A 16,774-nucleotide genomic window follows, 5' to 3' on the forward strand; every position below is an offset into this window, starting at 1 on the left:
TACATGCTATTGTAGCTTTCTATATAACTAATAAATCCAACATTATAGTAAGTTGTACCTTTCTAATTATCTATACAAGAACGTTTCATCAACATATAATTCTTAAGTTTAGCGATTACTCTTTCCGCCCCACATTAAAATACCTCGCCTCCGGATGCGAAAAGACCATCGCAGAAACTGATGCTTCAGGATTCATCATAAATCCTTCCGTCAATTGAATTCCGATATCCTCCGGTTTTAGCAACCTGAACAGCTTTTCCTGATCTTCGAGATTCGGACAAGCTGGATATCCGAACGAATAACGCTGACCGGTATACTTAGCACTCAAACGTTCTTTCATTGTCATATCAATAGAGTCATGGATTCCCCAAGCATCCCTCATAAGATGGTGGACTCGTTCGGCTAATCCTTCTGCACATTCGAGTGCGAGTGATTGGATGACATGGCTCTTTAAATACTGCCCTTCTTTTTTCCATCCTTCTGCTATTTCCTTTATGCCTTTACCAGCTGTGACAATCATCAATCCTACATAATCCTGTACACCTGATTCATGGTCCCTTACATAATCAGATAGGCATAAATAAGGCTTTTTAGATTGTCTCGGAAAGTTAAATGTTTCGAGTACTTCGTCCGGATTAGCTGGAGAACATATTTTCAGGATTTCTCCATCACTTTTAGCAGGGAAATATTGATACATCGCTGATAATTTAATCTGATTGTTTTCGAGAATCTCATCAACTATAGCTGCAAGTTCCAATAATTTTGGATTTTCTTCCTCAAACAACCGATCCACTTTCCCCTTCATTCCAAGGTGATGGCCAAATAACATTTGTTTATTTACATATGGGTACACCAGAGATAGTGGGTAATCCTGTAGAATATGCCGGTTTAAGTCCTCGGGGACTGGTACATTCTCTTGATCCTTCACTGTTTTATCACGTTTTTCTGCCACTTGAATATCCCTTTTTGTTTCAATCGAAATCACTTCTGCTTGCTTATTCGCTTCTGCCTCTAGCTGAGCGAGAAAGGATGGCCTTTTTTCTTCGTCATGGAGCTGATTGATTAAATCGAGTCCATTCATGGCATCCTTTGCATAAAAGACTGGTCCATTATATTCAGGAGCTATTCGTCCCCTTGTAAATTTCCTGGTAAGAGCTGCTCCTCCTACTACAATCGGAACATCAATTTCCGCTTCTCTTAAATCCTGAGCGGTAATAACCATCTGTTGGGCTGATTTTACCAACAAGCCTGACAAGCCAATAATAGTTGGGTTCTCATTTCGGACGGATTCAATCAAGGTTTGCGGAGCTACTTTAATGCCTAAGTCAACCACTTCATAGCCATTATTACTCATGATGATATCAACGAGATTCTTCCCGATATCATGTACGTCCCCTTTCACGGTTGCCAGCACCATTTTTCCTTTTGTAGACGTTGTACCTGATTTAGTCATCAATGGTTCAAGCTGCGAAACGGCTGCTTTCATGGCTTCCGCGCTTTGCAATACTTCAGCTACGATTAACTGGTTATCATTAAATAGTTCTCCAACCTTCGACATACCGGCCATTAATGGACCGTTGATGATATCAAGCGGCTCCATCCCTTTTTCAAGAGCTTCATCAATATCCTCCTTCAACCCGTCCTTTGTCCCTTCGATAATGTATTCAGGCAGGCGCTCCATTAATGGGAGTTTTTCTTTCGTTTCCTTTTGAACAGGCTTTTTTGTCCTATAAAAAGCAACAAACTCAGCAAGAGATTCTTCTGAGTTATGAAACAAAAGATTCTCTGATAATTTAACTTCCTCCTCAGGGATTAACGCAAATCGGGTTAATTTTTCTGTATTGACAATCGCATAGTCCAAGCCAGCCTTTGTACAGTGGTATAAATAAACGGCATTCAGGACCTCTCTTCCCTCATTCGGCAGTCCAAACGATACATTACTGATGCCTAAAATCGTTAATGTTCTCGGAAGCTCTTTTTTAATGGCCGCCAGTCCCTTTACCGTTTCCGCAGCTCCTTCCCGGTATTGTTCATCACCAGTACCAACCGGAAAAACAAGCGGGTCAAAAATAATATCCTCCGGTACGATTCCATACTTTTCTGTTAACAGTTGATACGATCTCTGGGCAACCTCCAGTTTTCGTTCTTCTGTTACGGCCATCCCTTTTTCATCAATTGTTCCAACAACCAAGGCTGCACCATACTCTTTTGCCAATGGAACAATTTTCTCAAAGCGTTCTTCCCCATCCTCTAAATTTATCGAATTAATGATTGCTTTACCCTGAGAATGGCGGAGTGCTTTTTCGATGACCATTTCATCGGTTGAATCGATAACAAAAGGCACCTTTATTTTTTTAGCCGCTTCTTTCATGAATTCTTCCATATCAGACACTTCATCGCTATCTGGATCAGCTAGGCACACATCTATTACATGGGCTCCTTTTTTGACTTGCTGTCTAGCAATCTCGGAAGCTTCTTCAAATTTCCTGTCCTTAATCAGATTCTTAAACTTTCTGGATCCAATCACATTTGTCCGTTCACCTACAAATAAAGGTCTCATTGAATCATCATAGATTAAGGCATCAATACCAGAGACAGCATGATTACCCTGTTTGCCATTAATTTGCCTCGCTTCAATTCCGGTAACCGCTTCTTTAATAGCTCGAATATGATCAGGAGTCGTTCCGCAGCAGCCGCCAACAAGATTAATCCAACCTTTTTCGGCAAATTGCTTGATCTTCTTGCTTAGGGAGGAAGGCGATTCATTATATTGGCCATTTTCATCTGGTAATCCCGCATTCGGGTAACAGCTTACTGCAGCAGTGCTTAATTCAGATAAAGACCTGATATGGTCAGCCATGAACTCTGGACCAGTTGCACAATTAAGCCCGATTGCAAGAGGATTCATATGCTCACACGATATATAAAAAGCTTCAATGGTTTGACCGGCTAGAGTAGTCCCCATTGGTTCAATCGTTCCTGAGATAATTAATGGAACTTCCCTGCCTAAAGATGAGAATGCTCTTTTCATTCCAATATAAGCTGCTTTCACATTTAATAAATCCTGCGATGTTTCCAAGAGAAGCAAATCAACTCCCCCATCAAGCAGGCCATTCGTTTGCTCTTCATATGAATCTGCCAATTGTTCAAAAGTGGCTCCGCCTGTTACGGATAAGGTTTTGGTCGTAGGTCCCATCGAACCTGCAACAAAGCGAGGGCTGTCAGGACTGTCAAACTGTTCTGTTGCTTTTCGAGCCAATTGAGCTGATTCTTTATTCAGCTGATATGCCAGGTGACCAAGATTATATTCATCCAGTACAATTGGAGTTGCCCCGAATGTGTTTGTTTCAATAATATCCGCACCTGCTGCCAAGTACTCTTCATGAATCGATTGGATTACATCCGGGCGGGTTAGCGTTAAATACTCATTACACCCATCGTATTGTTCCCCGCCAAAATCATCCTCTATTAATTGATGCGCCTGAATCATGGTTCCCATTGCTCCATCTAGAATAACTATTCTTTCAGCCAATAACTCTTTCAATTTTTCTGTTCTCATGATAGATGCACTTCCTTATTTACAACTGATTTCTGTTCTTTGATGTACCGAACCAAATGCCCGCTTAATTCATATTTCATAAAAGGTGTAATAATATAGATACCGTTAAATAGTTCACTTGCCGCGTCCACTAATTCTTTTGAAATGGCAAAGCTTTCGCGAGCACAGGCTTCCTTATCCGTTCCGGCTCTTTCCATCGCCTCTCTAACATGAACCGGCAATGAAATACCTGGCACTTCATTATGTAAAAACTCTGCATTCCGGTGACTCGTTAAAGGCATAATGCCAATAAAAATCGGCTTTGTTATATGCCTGGTTGCCGCGTATACTTCCTCTAATTTTTCAATACTAAACACGGGCTGGGTTAAGAAATAATCAGCTCCAGCCTGAATTTTCTTTTCCATTCGCTGTACGGCTTTATCTATGTACTTTACATTTGGATTAAAGGCAGCTGCGATATCGAAATTCGCCCGGCTACCCAGCGATTTTCCTGAATAGGAGCGCCCCTCATTCAATTGCTTAACCAATGAAATCAGGTCCATTGAAGAAAGATCATATACAGAAGTCGCGCCCGGAAAATCACCAATTTTTGAAGGATCCCCAGTCACCACCAACACCTCTGATAATCCAAGGGAATGCATGCCCATTAAATGAGATTGCAAGCCAATCAGATTATGATCTCGACAAGTTAAGTGAACAAGAGGCACCGTATTTAACTTTGATTGTAAAATCGACGCTACCGCAAGATTGGATATTCTCGGTGACGCCAATGAATTATCCGCAAGTGTAATCGCATCGGCACCCGAATCTAATAGGTAGCGACTTCCTATTAAAAAATCCTCCAGGCCGAACGTCTTTGGTGGGTCCAACTCCACGATAACCGTCGTTTGTTTTTTTGCCTTACCTGAAATTGTATCTGGACCTTTTCGTTTATATTGAATGATTTCATATGATATAGGCTGATGCTTCGGCTTGGCTACAAAATCTTTCACCTTTACAGGATGAAGATCTTCGATTCCTTTACGAATGGCCTGAATATGGGCAGGAGTTGTACCACAGCATCCACCTAGCAGCCGGACCCCCTGCTTCACAAGCTGCCTTGAACTATTAATGAAATAATCCGCTTCTGTCGAATAGACATATCTTCCATCTGATAAATCAGGTAAGCTGGCGTTTGGATAAGCCGTATAATAGGTATCTTCCAATAAAGGTACTTCTTCGTATGAGCGAATCATATGATAAGGACCCATCCGACAATTGATGCCTAACACATCAGCGCCTGTTTTTTTCATAAGAGAAAACGCCTCACTGACATGCATACCATTTTGCAAAAGGCCTGTTTCATGCAGAGAAATATTCGCGATAAGAGGAAGATCACTCATTTTTCTAGCCGACTCTATTACCGTTAATAATTCGTCTAAATCATAATAGGTTTCAAGTAAAATGCCATCCGGCTTTTCTTCCAATAAAGCGGTCAGCTGTTCATCGAAATATCCCTTAATTTCCGTTAGTGTTAATTCTGAATTCCTAAAGCTCCGCAAGCCGCCAATCGTGCCGATGATGAATGTGTTTGGATCAGCCGCATCTTTCGCTATTTTCATTCCGGCTCTATTAATTTGAGAAACTTCCCTTTCGAGACCATAGCGCTTTAATTTATGAAAATTTGCCCCGAATGTATTCGATTGAATCACATCAGCACCAGCCTCAATATAACTTCTATGCATCTTTTTGATCTGATTGGGGTTTGTCAAATTAAGCTCTTCAAAGCAACTATCAATTCCAAATGAATATAAAAGTGTTCCACTCGCCCCATCTGCGACTAGAATTTTTTCATTTAACGTTTCCAGTAGTTTCACTGTCTTTCCCCCTAATTAGTTGGTTAATGTCTCTGATGAGGAAAACAGACTAATAGAAAAGAGCTTTCATCATGAAAGCCCTCTTTCCTAAGGTCTCTCATCTCTCAAGCATTGCTTGCTGGATTTAGCACCTTGGATTACCATCCAGGTTGCTGAGATTTCAACGGGCCAGTCCCTCCATCTCTCTAGATAAGAATATGAAATTATATATTTACTTAATTTACTATAAATTTTCAGTTATTTCAATCTATTTTGATAATTAACCCAAAAGAGTTAACGATTCAGTATTTTGGGTATGTATGGGATAGGAGTGATGTTAGATGAAGGAAATAATAACAAATCAGTTTAAAAATCCAACTGGTGTCCTCGGAAAGATTGCAGGTAAAATAATGGCCTACGAAAATGAGGAATTATATGAATGGACATTTGATCAATTGTCTATTACCCCAAATGACACACTGCTTGAAGTTGGCTTTGGTCCAGGTGAAGGAATGCATATGCTTTTTAAGAAGTACCCAACCATCCAAATTGATGGTGTCGATCCATCAGAAGAAATGGTGAACAATGCGAGCAAGCGTAATCAAGAACAACTCAACCGCAATCAGCTTCGTTTGTTTAATGGAACTGTTCTCGAGATTCCCAATCCAATAGTGTACGATAAAATATTCAGTGTAAATAGTTATCCATTATGGGAAAATCAAGAGGCTTGTATTCAAAAAATACATTCTTTATTAAAAGAGAATGGAAAACTGACTATAACCGTACAGCCAAGGCAGGAAGAAGCAACTGAAGAACAGGCTTATGCATTTGCCGATGAGATTAAAGAGGTTCTAAACAAAACAGGCTTTAAATCTATTAAGGTTCAAACAAAACCACTCAAACCGTGCTTATCTATTAATGTAACAGCCATCAAATAGCCTTTTTTATGAATATTAGAAGTTCCAATCAAGCTGACGCAATCTTTCTATCTGACCCTTTTGAACCTATAAAAACCATAAGCTTCTCCATCAGTTTTGATTGAATTTCTATTATTTAGGGTATATTATAAACATATAGACATATATTAAAAAACCAGAGAGCTGGATACTCCCTGGTACAACTATAGAGCGAGTGGTATGCAAATAGTTTAGTTCTTAGAGGAACCACCCTTATGCTTTGGTCGGCGCGGGGTGGTTTTTCGTTTGCCCTTTAGCCGAAGATTGGCGAATCGCGTGGCGATGCCGGCAGCAAGGGTCGTGAAAAAGATCATTGCTACATCTTTTGCCAGAGCTATTAGAAAATCCATAAGTATATCACCTCCCTTCTCCTTTATATAAGGAAAAGAAGGCGCATACCACCCGCACCAAGTAGTTGTATGAAAATTATACCATATATGTTATTGATAACATAATTGCTCTGGTTGTCTTTTTAAGGTAATTAAATATCTTTAATCCTTGCTAATGGATCTCTTTTATTTGCTCTCTGTTCACAAGTATTGTTGCTGATGACTTAAAGAGAGACAGCTTTTTTATTGTCGCAATTATTCAACTAATGCCCCATGTTTTTCTCCCTATTAAATTGATTTTTATCAATTCCTTATTCTTATGTAAAACTCTTTTTCGTTATCCTGAACCTTTACTGCCATAAGAAGTTCAACACAAAAAGGCATTCAACGATTATCACTTAATATTACCTTAATTAAAAATTATACTTTCTCTTCTTCAGCTATCCCAACATAACATCGTTAACCGATATTGCGGTTTTACCGCTACGTCTATTTCACACTGAAGTAACTAACTTTGGCTGCTGCATTAAGCGAAATGGGAACCCTATAAGAAAAGGAGCAGCCTAAGCAACCCCTTTTAAATAACATCAATAATTTCCCTTGTTCACAGGCCTAATAAGCACTCCTAATTTAACTATTAGTTTAAACACCCAATAAAAGAAAAAGAAGTTAAACAAAAAGCCAAACGAGACTAAAGAAAACAGCATTCCACCATGATAAACTAAAATATCAGCAGGAAAACCGAAATAATAATCACCAATACTCTTATCAAATCGATAACCTAAGGTAGGAACAACTACAACAATGATAGTTGATATAAGACTTACTATTGATAATTTTAGTTTTTGGGCATTAAATTTGTTGATGTTTAAAAACGCAACTATTACTAACCCATTGATTAACAACCCAATAATCAAATCAATCATACTAAAATCCCCTTGTTTACTTATTCCAGAATTTTTTCTTTATAAATTATTATAACAAATATTTCCTTAGAAACCTTTTTTATTTTCAGACAGCCAAGATTTCCATAAAAAATAGCCGTCCATAAGCCATTATGGCTTATGGACAGCCTATTACGATTTCGAACCTTTTGTTTTCCGATATTCCCCAAACGTAAATACAGTAGCAATGATAGCAAGCCATGCACATCCTGCAATATACCCTGCAATTACATCACTCGGATAATGGACACCCAAGTAGATTCGGCTGTAGCCCATCGTTAAAATCAAAAAAATACAAATCGCATAGACAGCCAATCTAATGGGCCAATTCTTCGTGATTCTGGTAGTTATGATCATAAGTGCGCCGTATAGGATAAAGGATGACATAGCATGACCGCTCGGAAAGCTGAAGCCATTTACCTCGATCAATGGATTCAATGTTGGTCTCTCCCGCTGGAAAATCCATTTTAAGTAATGGTTAACATAACCGCCCGATAATGTCGTGATGATTAAGAATATGACACTTAATACACGTTTTTTAAATAATAAAAACACAGAGAATAGGATAACCAATAGAATATTGCCATCAACTGATCCAAGATTAGTTATAAAGGTAAGTACTTTTGTGCTTAATTCATTAATACTCCCCTGCACAGCCTGGATGATTGTCATATCAAAATGATAAAGCTCATTCTCATTTATGTTCTCTGCAATATCTACGAATAGGATGGTACACACAATAAAGAGGGCGATTAATACGAAAAAGGTGATTACATGAACATTTAAAAAGGTATTCGTCTGCTTCTTCATTTCTGCCCTCCTATTCTAATATGTATTAGCTCAGCCTATTTTAGATTCTACAAACGCTTTAGCATGTTGTTGGAATGCTGAATAAGCATCTGCCTCTTCTTTATAGACTTTCCTTTCTCCAAAGCTAACATGTAGTGTATCCAAATTTAACTGAATAACCGTTTCATACTCATACGTTGCATTGCCAATCAAATCAATCCACGTTTCATCTGGCAAATCATGGACCTGGCACAGTACCATTCCGCCTGGATTATAGACGTGCAGAACTGCTTCATCAGCCAACTCATCAATCCATTTCGTAACAAGGCTTGAAGCTGACATTGCCGTTCCGCAAGCATCCGTAAAGCCAACACCTCGTTCAAATGTGCGAACAAAAATGGATCCTTCCTCCAGACGGGACACGAAGCTGACATTCACACCATCTGTAAACCAGTCATTCTCACCATTCAGCATAGTTGCTATTTTCTCTTGTTTATCCGAATGGATTACCTCTTTATCAACAAGACTGATCAGATGTGGATTTGGTACTGACAGGGTTGTGAACGTAAGATTCTCGTCAATAAACGGCAGTTTTTGATTGATGATTTCGTCCATTTCAGTATTCATGGGCAATGCACTCGTTGCCTTGATAACCGGAGATATTTCGACGCGGTATGTAGGGATATCCTTATACATGTCCGGCTCTTTCTTAACCTGCAGGGTGGCTTTCATCGTTTCTATCAGCAGGTTATTTTTCTTCAATTTTTCTTGAACATACCGACCTACACAACGGAGTCCATTCCCACACATGGATGCTTCTGAACCATCTGCATTAAAGACTCTCATTCTGGCATCTGAGGCCTCACTGTTTAACACAAAGAGAATTCCATCTGCTCCCTCTGTGCCCGTCCGCTTGCACATATTTATAGCCAATTGGCTTCGTTCTTCATCTGTTAATGACAGCTTGGTATCCATTTCATCGATTAAATAAAAATCATTGTTAGAACCATGTACTTTAATTATCTTTATATCCATTCTCCTGCTCCCTTCAAACAACATTCTCTTCACTATTTCACCATTATAAAACATATTGTGCAACAAGCTAAAGTTTAGCGACGTTTATAGGAGTGGTCAGTGGTTTTGCTGCTGAAGGTAATCAAGGCAAAAGCAATAGCCTATTCTCTTTTCATCCTCTGTTGCTCCTTCCGTAAATGTCAGGAGAGGTGTATTGGGATCAAGAAAATGTTTACTGTAGTATGCCGGCATCCATCCGCAAGAATAATGTACAATTTTCCGCTTATCATATGTTTGTTCAACAATGAATTCAGATCCATGAAGGATTTCACCGCCATATTGCCGGATTCCATATGGGTTTGCCACATTGCTTGTACTTTTTTTTCCCAGTTGTTTAGATTGCTTATACCTGCCTAATTGTTCTTGCTCAGACGTTAAAATTTCAATATCCCCATTTAACCCAAAACGGCTTCGATACTCACATAATACATGGCCGTTGCTGTCAGATAAGATATATCTTCTCGGTAAAAAAATAAGCAATGAAGCTGGAATAATCCACATCCAAATATTTTCCCGTTTATCTTTAAGAGATCCAACCAGATTACCTTCTGGTGAGAAAATAGCCATATGAAGGGTCGGGGCTGGTAAAAATCCAAGGAAATATTGGCTGTTCGTCAGCGGTGAGCCTTCCTCATCAGCCACTTTCGCTTCCGGAAGTTTCTTCATTCTGCTTTTCAGTCTGAAATTACGATTGATAGAAAAAAGAACCAGCACTATAAAAGGACAGGTAACACACGCAGCTAATATGATATCGAATCCATTCAACCAGGCAAACAAAAAACAGAGAAGACCGACTACAAAGTATGCAACTAATTCTGCTGTATATATGCTATGAATTTTTTGGTAATAATGCTTAGTAGTCAAGGATTTTTCACCGCCAATTTTTTAAACCTGATAACCATCCATACATTCTATGCTGGACATGTCCAAAATAGTAACGGATTTAAAAAAGACCCGGCAGAAATAATGCCAAGGTCTTAGCTATTGCTATTTCAATATTCGAAGTGTTAATGGGATTTGATAATATTCTCCAGAATATGCCTTTACAGCAGCCACTATTGTAAATACCAACACATATATTCCAATCAGCCAAGCAAGGATAAAACCAATACCGATGAACGCCAATATAAATGCTATAAAGGTGTAAATCGTATAGCTGATTAAAAAGTTTAAATATTCCTTACCATGGTAATCGATAAAATCTGAATCATTCTTTTTAATTAACCATATAACGAGTGGCCCAACCAGCACTAAGAAAAAACTGCTGACATAGATGGCTACTGCCCATAATTTATCATTTGTATTTTGCATCATTAAAACCTCCCGTATCTTTATATAAATTTATGCGATTCATTCAACATTTAGGTTTCAAAGCTTTCATGATTTCTTTTAGTTCTTCATACACTCTATACAGAAACTATAGACAAGTATAAAAATTTGGTTTTGTAACCTGCATGAGGAGGCTGGCTAATTTGTTTGAAGAATGGAAAGCAATAGTACTGGGGATCATCCAGGGTCTTACTGAATTTCTCCCTATCTCCAGTACGGGTCATTTATATTTAGGGAGACATTTATTCGGTCTTGATGAAGCAGGATTATTACTGGATACCCTGCTTCATACAGGGACACTTATTGCATTGCTGATCTTTTATGGGCATGAAATTATAAAACTTCTTAAAAAACCATTTTCAAAAATGACATTCCTTTTGATAATCGGGACAATCCCTGCAGTATTAGCAGGTGTACTATTCAATGATTATTTTGAAGGCATTTCTAAATCCGGGGTTACAATTGGTTGGGAATTCCTTATAACTGGAATTGTTTTATGGTATGCAGATATTATGCCCAAACAAAATAAAAATTTAGAGAGCATTACTTATAAACAAGCGTTATTTATTGGAACTTTCCAGGCGGCCGCCATTTTCCCAGCCATCTCTCGATCCGGTTTTACGATGGCAGCTGGACTCTTCAGCGGGCTTAACCGTGAAACCGCTGCTTACTTTTCCTTCCTTCTCTCCATACCGGTAATATTCGGAGGAATATTATTTAAGAGTAGAGATTTATTGACAGGACCCGTCGAAGCAATTTCATTCCAAGGTTTATTTCTCGGTACAATTTTTTCTGCTATATTTGGTTATCTTGCTGTTTCCTGGATGATTAAATATATTAAAAATCATTCCTTAAAGCCTTTTGCTATCTATGTCATTCTATTGGGAGCTGTCATATTAATACTTCAGCACCTAAATATATTCTAACTTTATTTTTACGATAAATAGGCATTAAATTCCGTTAAAAAAATGTACAAAAAATGACGAAAAAAAACTATTTCATTTTACTAAAAAATCTTGTATGATACTTTCAGAAATAGTTTATTTTTGAAAATTGTATAAGCGAAAATTAGGGAAGGCAAATGGTGCGCCACCAGTAATGGTCCTAGTGGGTTCGATTCCCACCCCGAAATTTTTTGATATTACATTAAAAAATTTCGAGGGGAAATCGCAGTTAGCGGCTGCCCTCATACGGAGGGATCTGTATGTTGAAAAAACGTGAATTATCTGATTGTCCTGTATTGTTTGATTTAATGATTCACCCCGATGTCTTCCCTTTTGTGCGCCATAAAACGCATCAATATGAAGAATATCTCTTTCTTACTAAACAAATGATTGAAGCTGAGGAGCGTGGCGAACTGATTTCACGTACCATTCTCGATGAGTGGGGAAATCCAATTGGCACGATAACGCTTTATGATGTATCCAATCAGGCTGGCTTTTTAGGTACTTGGTTAGGGAAACCCTATCATGGAAAAGGATATAACCAATTGGCTAAACAGCATTTCTTTGAAGAATTGTTTTTTGAGCTTGAGATTGAAACGGTCTTTCTGAGAATAAAGAAAGAAAATATTCGTTCTTTTAAAGCAGCTCAAAAGATGCCCTATACTATGCTTGCAAACGAAAGTCGAAAAACCTTATATGAAGAAATCAACTCAGGGGAGTATTCATTTGATTTATTCGAGATAACAAAGGACCACTTCACTTTATCACAAATGCGACAACCAGCAGAGGTGTCTGTATTTGATATAAAAGAAGCTTAAAAAAGGTGTTATGCATAGTAGACTGTGCATACACCTTTTTTCGTAATAGCGACCTTATTCTTTTGTTATCTTTTGCTGTTCGTATAATTTTCTCAAGATATATGTTTTGTACAACTCCAGCTTTCTCCGTTCAACAGGATGCCTTCTTATACCATTTTCTTTTAGCTTGGCCACATACCAACCCTTCGAACCTATGTATGCCATTCTCTCCTCACTCCACTCTGTTTTATTCGTTATACAATATATGAGTGATTTTAACTAATATGACACATAACTGAATAAACATAATCCAGCCAATTTAAGTAAAAATTAAAGTTTAAAAAGCAGAATTATTTTGTGGTATAATTTTTTATTGTCATACTTACTTTATACGGGGGGCATGGATATGAATTTATCTATTTTTACAAAGAGTAACTTTTCAAGAATAATTTCGGTATTCCTCCCGATATTAATTACACAGCTGGGACTGTTCGCTATCAGCTTTTTTGATACGTTTATGTCCGGGCAAGCAAGTCCTGAAGACCTAGCTGGAGTAGCCATAGGCACGTCTATATGGAGTCCTTTCTATAATGGACTTGCCGGCATTTTACTGGGAGTAACACCAATCGTCGCCCACTTAATTGGGGCTAAAGAAAAAGCGGATAAAATTCGCTTTTCTGTTATGCAGGCGATTTATGTAGCTGTCGCAATGTCCATCATTCTAATTGGCGCTGGTGCTTTAGTGCTTAAACCGATATTAACAGGCATGAATCTTGAGCCGGATGTTTATCAAATAGCCTATGGTTATTTAGTTGCTTTGGCATTCGGAATCTTACCAATTATGATTTACAATGTACTTCGTTCATTTATTGACGCACTAGGGAAAACTACCGTCTCCATGCTAATCACCCTTATTGCGATCCCAGTCAATGTGGTACTTAACTATATGTTTATCTATGGAAAGTTAGGTGTTCCGGCATTTGGCGGTATTGGTGCAGGAATCGCTGCATCAATTACTTATTGGGTTATCACTCTGGTTGCAGCAGTGATTATCATTAGATTACAGCCTTTCTCCGGTTTTGGCATTTTAAAATCATGGCCATTGCCCGTTTTTAAGGAATGGGTTGAATTAATGAAAATTGGATTCCCAATAGGTATGTCCATCTTTTTTGAAACCAGTATCTTTGCAGCAGTTACGCTGGCTATGAGCTCATATGATACGATTACGATTGCATCACATCAGGCTGCCATGAACTTCTCATCCTTCTTGTATATGGTACCACTTAGCTTTGCGATGGCATTGACCATCATTGTCGGCCATGAGGCAGGTGCCAAGAACTATAAAGCAGCTAAAGAATATTCAATACTTGGTGTTTTTTGTGCGATTGGTTTTGCAGGCATTAGTGCTATCTTCTTATTTATTTTCAGAGATTATATTGCTCTTCTATACACTAAAGATCCTGTGGTAGCTTCATTAACAGCTCAGTTCTTAATTTACGCCATCTTCTTCCAGCTTTCCGATGCTCTTCAGGCACCAATCCAGGGTGCTTTGAGAGGCTATAAGGATGTGAATATCACGTTCTTTATGTCCCTGTTATCCTATTGGATTATAGGGCTTCCACTTGGCATATTCCTTGCTAATTATACCGACCTTGGAGCATTTGGTTATTGGATTGGATTAATCTCCGGCCTAGCTGTTGGGGCAACTGGTTTAACATTGAGATTGTTATACGTTCAAAAAAGAAAATTTGTGCACACTTCAAATAGCTAACCATACAAAAAGTTCGCTTGAATAAACCAAGCGAACTTTTTTATTTACTATCTATTACGATGATTTTTCAGACAAAGTTACACATACTAAATTTTCAAGGCCAAGCTGCTTATCTGGTTTTTGATAAAACATCCTGCCCACCTGTTACTGGAATAACCGTTCCTGTAATAAAGTCAGCTTCTTCCGCACATAGAAACGAAATGACACGTGCGATATCACCGCCAGTTCCAGGCCTTCCAACTGGAACATTTTCTGATACTATACCTTCTTCTACACGAAAGCTTTCCTTCCAAGGATCCACAATATCCCCTGGACAAACCATATTGGCTGTGATTCCATACTCCGCCTCTTCCAAAGCCAGCGTTTTTGTCAAGGAGGTTAATCCCGTTTTGGAAGCAGCAAAAGCAGAACGGTATTTCCAGCCCGGAGCGTGGTCTGACTGATCAAACCCCATGGTAATAATTCTTCCCCATTTATTCACTCGCATATAGGGAATAACCAATCTGGCTAAGTAAAACATACTCGATAAATTCCCATTAATAAGATATTCCCATTCTTCTTCCATATATTCCATCATTGGTTTACGTTCCTGTATATATGGACCAGCATTATGTATCAGAATATCAATTCCACCACATAATTCATAGCATTGATGAATTAGTTTGCGATGATGATCTTGAACTGTTACATCATATGGCAAAGCATAAGCTTGCACGTTGTAGTTTTGAGCTAATTCCTGCATATCTTGGATGGCACTGTTTTGATTAGTACGATAGGTCGTAATGACATTTATCCCATCCATAGCTAATTGCCTTGCTGTAGCTCTGCCCAGTCCTCTTGCTGAACCAGTAATTAAAGCCGTTTTCCGAGTCAACTTCTTCTCCCCCTACAGGCAGTATTTACTATCTGTATTATACATTGAAAGATGACATTTCCGTTAATCAAAAGCTGACTTCTGCATTAACGACAATTACCCTTATCGCATATAGTAAGTTAACCTAATATGTCTCTTGAAAGTCGAGGTGATCAATTGTTTCCGTGGAACCTTTTTCCCAAAAATCAAAACCAAATGCCAGATTGGATGAAGTTCCTTAATCAGCCAGGTATGGAAAAGCAGATGGAACAATTATTCTCCATGCTATCACCTGATCAATTAGGAGGAATGATCAACCAACAATTTAAATCAAGTCCAGAACCAGATGAGCAAACGGTGGTCCATTCAAAACATTCCGTAGATATTCTGGAAACACATGATTATCTTTTCATTAGAATCCCAATAAAAGAGGATCATTTACCTAACGTTAAGGTATACCATACTTCTACAAAGCTTCTCCTATCCGGATTACCCCCGGATCCAGAGGAGAAACACTCTTTTCATCTACCTGCTCCGGTAAAAAAAAAGGGAGCGAAATCTTCATATCGGGATGAAATCCTGGAAATCATTCTCTTTAAGGTAAATGAATCAAACTATTCAGAAATTTCTATTCCTGAATGGTAAAAAAACTGGCTTGGATGACAGGGCCAGTTTTTTACTATCCTTTATTTTTCTCCCTGTAAAAATACAAGAACTTTATCTCCCGGTTTCCCATTGAATTCCACCTTCATATATTTAAGCCTGTTAGGGCAATCCAATATTTCTAATTTACCCTGGTTAACCAATCGCTTTTCAATCAAAGAGGCATAAATCGTGTTATCAGGGCTTACTGATAAGGAAACATGGATTCCTTTATCATTTGGATTTGCAGTTGCAACCGTAAAATACCTGAATTTGTGGACATCAAAAATGATATGTGCATTGCCGTTTGATTTAAAAAACAACTCTTTTTTTATATTAACAAATTCATGATTTTCCCTTTTTATATGCGCATTATTATTAAACTCTCCAACATCCAATCCTGCAATCTCTTTTATCCTGAATTCTGTTTGATTATGCGTTTCAGCGGTATATTGTTTTTCTTCCCTATGTAATTTGTACACCTGAGATGGTTCAATTACCTTTTTATCATTCTCCTGAATTGTCAAGATAGACCCTTCCTTTCTATCGATGCATAACGTAATTAACTATATGTGTATGCATCAATCTTTCGGAAAAGAAGGCATAAATGAATTCTTATCAGTGTCTACTTCTATAACTTTTTGACCAATAGAATATTTAAAATTTATGTTACTCATTTTTTATACAATATTATCACTCTCCTGGAGGAGAACATCTTCATTTAGACTGTAACTGTTCTAAACATGCTTATTGTGCTTACCTGACCAGTTTGTATTATAAGGAGTACAACATATAATGGGGCATTGATCCTACTTGGAGTAAATGTCTCGTTAACCATATTTCTATTTCTGATATTAATGCTCCGATGACTGTCCGTTTAGCCGAATAAGGCAAGATAAAGGAACAATCACACAAACATACATTTGAAAATTTCTACCCTAAGATATTCGCA

General features: G+C 38.2%; 16 protein-coding genes and 1 riboswitch. Of the genes, 5 read left to right on the forward strand and 11 right to left on the reverse strand.

The genetic code is table 11. From position 1 onward, the window contains the following. Positions 1-115: 115 nt before the first annotated feature. Together metH and AC4BHA_RS02110 are read right to left on the reverse strand one after the other, a co-directional pair. Positions 116-3,559 (reverse strand): methionine synthase, encoded by a 3,444-nt coding sequence (metH, locus tag AC4BHA_RS02105; protein ID WP_490558098.1) that lies wholly within the window; start codon positions 3,557-3,559, stop codon positions 116-118. Continuing rightward, a complete protein-coding gene (locus AC4BHA_RS02110; RefSeq protein ID WP_490558099.1) occupies positions 3,556-5,415 on the reverse strand; it encodes a bifunctional homocysteine S-methyltransferase/methylenetetrahydrofolate reductase in 1,860 nt (619 codons plus the stop codon). The genes metH and AC4BHA_RS02110 overlap by 4 nt, the downstream gene beginning before the upstream one ends. Before the next feature lie 94 nt (positions 5,416-5,509). Beyond that, positions 5,510-5,611, reverse strand: a riboswitch (SAM riboswitch). Between the two features lie 124 nt (positions 5,612-5,735). On the opposite strand from AC4BHA_RS02110, the gene AC4BHA_RS02115 reads away from it, so the two are divergent. Beyond that, entirely contained in the window at positions 5,736-6,332 is a 597-nt protein-coding gene (locus tag AC4BHA_RS02115) for a class I SAM-dependent methyltransferase (protein ID WP_490558100.1), read from the forward strand. 209 nt (positions 6,333-6,541) lie between these two features. Here AC4BHA_RS02115 and AC4BHA_RS02120 read toward each other — a convergent pair whose 3' ends face one another. The 6 genes from AC4BHA_RS02120 to AC4BHA_RS02145 all read right to left on the reverse strand — a co-directional run bounded on the left by AC4BHA_RS02120 (position 6,542) and on the right by AC4BHA_RS02145 (position 10,797). Beyond that, a complete protein-coding gene (locus AC4BHA_RS02120) occupies positions 6,542-6,700 on the reverse strand; it encodes a hypothetical protein (RefSeq protein WP_490551420.1) in 159 nt (52 codons plus the stop codon). Positions 6,701-7,266: 566 nt separating this feature from the next. Then, positions 7,267-7,605, reverse strand: coding sequence for a hypothetical protein (locus AC4BHA_RS02125; RefSeq protein WP_139891815.1), 339 nt, complete (start codon positions 7,603-7,605; stop codon positions 7,267-7,269). Between the two features lie 150 nt (positions 7,606-7,755). Then, entirely contained in the window at positions 7,756-8,433 is a 678-nt protein-coding gene (locus AC4BHA_RS02130; protein ID WP_139891814.1) for a phosphatase PAP2 family protein, read from the reverse strand. Positions 8,434-8,463: 30 nt separating this feature from the next. After that, positions 8,464-9,447, reverse strand: a complete 984-nt coding sequence (dapF, locus tag AC4BHA_RS02135) for a diaminopimelate epimerase (protein ID WP_139891813.1) — start codon at positions 9,445-9,447, stop codon at positions 8,464-8,466. A 96-nt stretch (positions 9,448-9,543) separates the two neighbouring features. Beyond that, positions 9,544-10,350 carry a hypothetical protein gene (locus tag AC4BHA_RS02140; RefSeq protein ID WP_148629809.1) on the reverse strand — a complete coding sequence of 269 codons (807 nt, stop codon included), beginning with the start codon at positions 10,348-10,350 and terminating at the stop codon, positions 9,544-9,546. A 123-nt stretch (positions 10,351-10,473) separates the two neighbouring features. Further along, positions 10,474-10,797 carry a DUF4870 domain-containing protein gene (locus tag AC4BHA_RS02145; protein WP_225983579.1) on the reverse strand — a complete coding sequence of 108 codons (324 nt, stop codon included), beginning with the start codon at positions 10,795-10,797 and terminating at the stop codon, positions 10,474-10,476. A gap of 143 nt (positions 10,798-10,940) precedes the next feature. On the opposite strand from AC4BHA_RS02145, the gene AC4BHA_RS02150 reads away from it, so the two are divergent. Both AC4BHA_RS02150 and AC4BHA_RS02155 read left to right on the forward strand, forming a co-directional pair. Beyond that, positions 10,941-11,741: an undecaprenyl-diphosphate phosphatase gene (locus AC4BHA_RS02150; RefSeq protein ID WP_139891810.1), complete on the forward strand. Its 801-nt coding sequence runs from the start codon at positions 10,941-10,943 to the stop codon at positions 11,739-11,741. A 278-nt stretch (positions 11,742-12,019) separates the two neighbouring features. Beyond that, complete coding sequence (locus tag AC4BHA_RS02155; RefSeq protein ID WP_066107075.1) at positions 12,020-12,577, forward strand: GNAT family N-acetyltransferase; 558 nt, start codon at positions 12,020-12,022, stop codon at positions 12,575-12,577. A gap of 54 nt (positions 12,578-12,631) precedes the next feature. On the opposite strand, the gene AC4BHA_RS02160 is transcribed toward AC4BHA_RS02155, so the two are convergent. Further along, a complete protein-coding gene (locus AC4BHA_RS02160) occupies positions 12,632-12,781 on the reverse strand; it encodes a YflJ family protein (RefSeq protein WP_077248137.1) in 150 nt (49 codons plus the stop codon). A gap of 181 nt (positions 12,782-12,962) precedes the next feature. Here AC4BHA_RS02160 and AC4BHA_RS02165 point away from each other — a divergent pair, with 181 nt between their 5' ends. Further along, positions 12,963-14,327, forward strand: a complete 1,365-nt coding sequence (locus AC4BHA_RS02165) for an MATE family efflux transporter (protein WP_066107078.1) — start codon at positions 12,963-12,965, stop codon at positions 14,325-14,327. Positions 14,328-14,436: 109 nt separating this feature from the next. Here AC4BHA_RS02165 and AC4BHA_RS02170 read toward each other — a convergent pair whose 3' ends face one another. Next, a complete protein-coding gene (locus tag AC4BHA_RS02170) occupies positions 14,437-15,201 on the reverse strand; it encodes an SDR family oxidoreductase (RefSeq protein ID WP_066107081.1) in 765 nt (254 codons plus the stop codon). 129 nt (positions 15,202-15,330) lie between these two features. Here AC4BHA_RS02170 and AC4BHA_RS02175 point away from each other — a divergent pair, with 129 nt between their 5' ends. After that, positions 15,331-15,825: an Hsp20/alpha crystallin family protein gene (locus AC4BHA_RS02175; RefSeq protein WP_139063858.1), complete on the forward strand. Its 495-nt coding sequence runs from the start codon at positions 15,331-15,333 to the stop codon at positions 15,823-15,825. A 41-nt stretch (positions 15,826-15,866) separates the two neighbouring features. On the opposite strand, the gene AC4BHA_RS02180 is transcribed toward AC4BHA_RS02175, so the two are convergent. Then, the gene (locus AC4BHA_RS02180; protein ID WP_066107089.1) at positions 15,867-16,349 is read right to left on the reverse strand and encodes a DUF6385 domain-containing protein; all 483 of its coding nucleotides are present in this window, start codon (positions 16,347-16,349) and stop codon (positions 15,867-15,869) included. Positions 16,350-16,774: the final 425 nt, after the last annotated feature.

Source organism: Pradoshia sp. Z3_51, assembly GCF_058215915.1.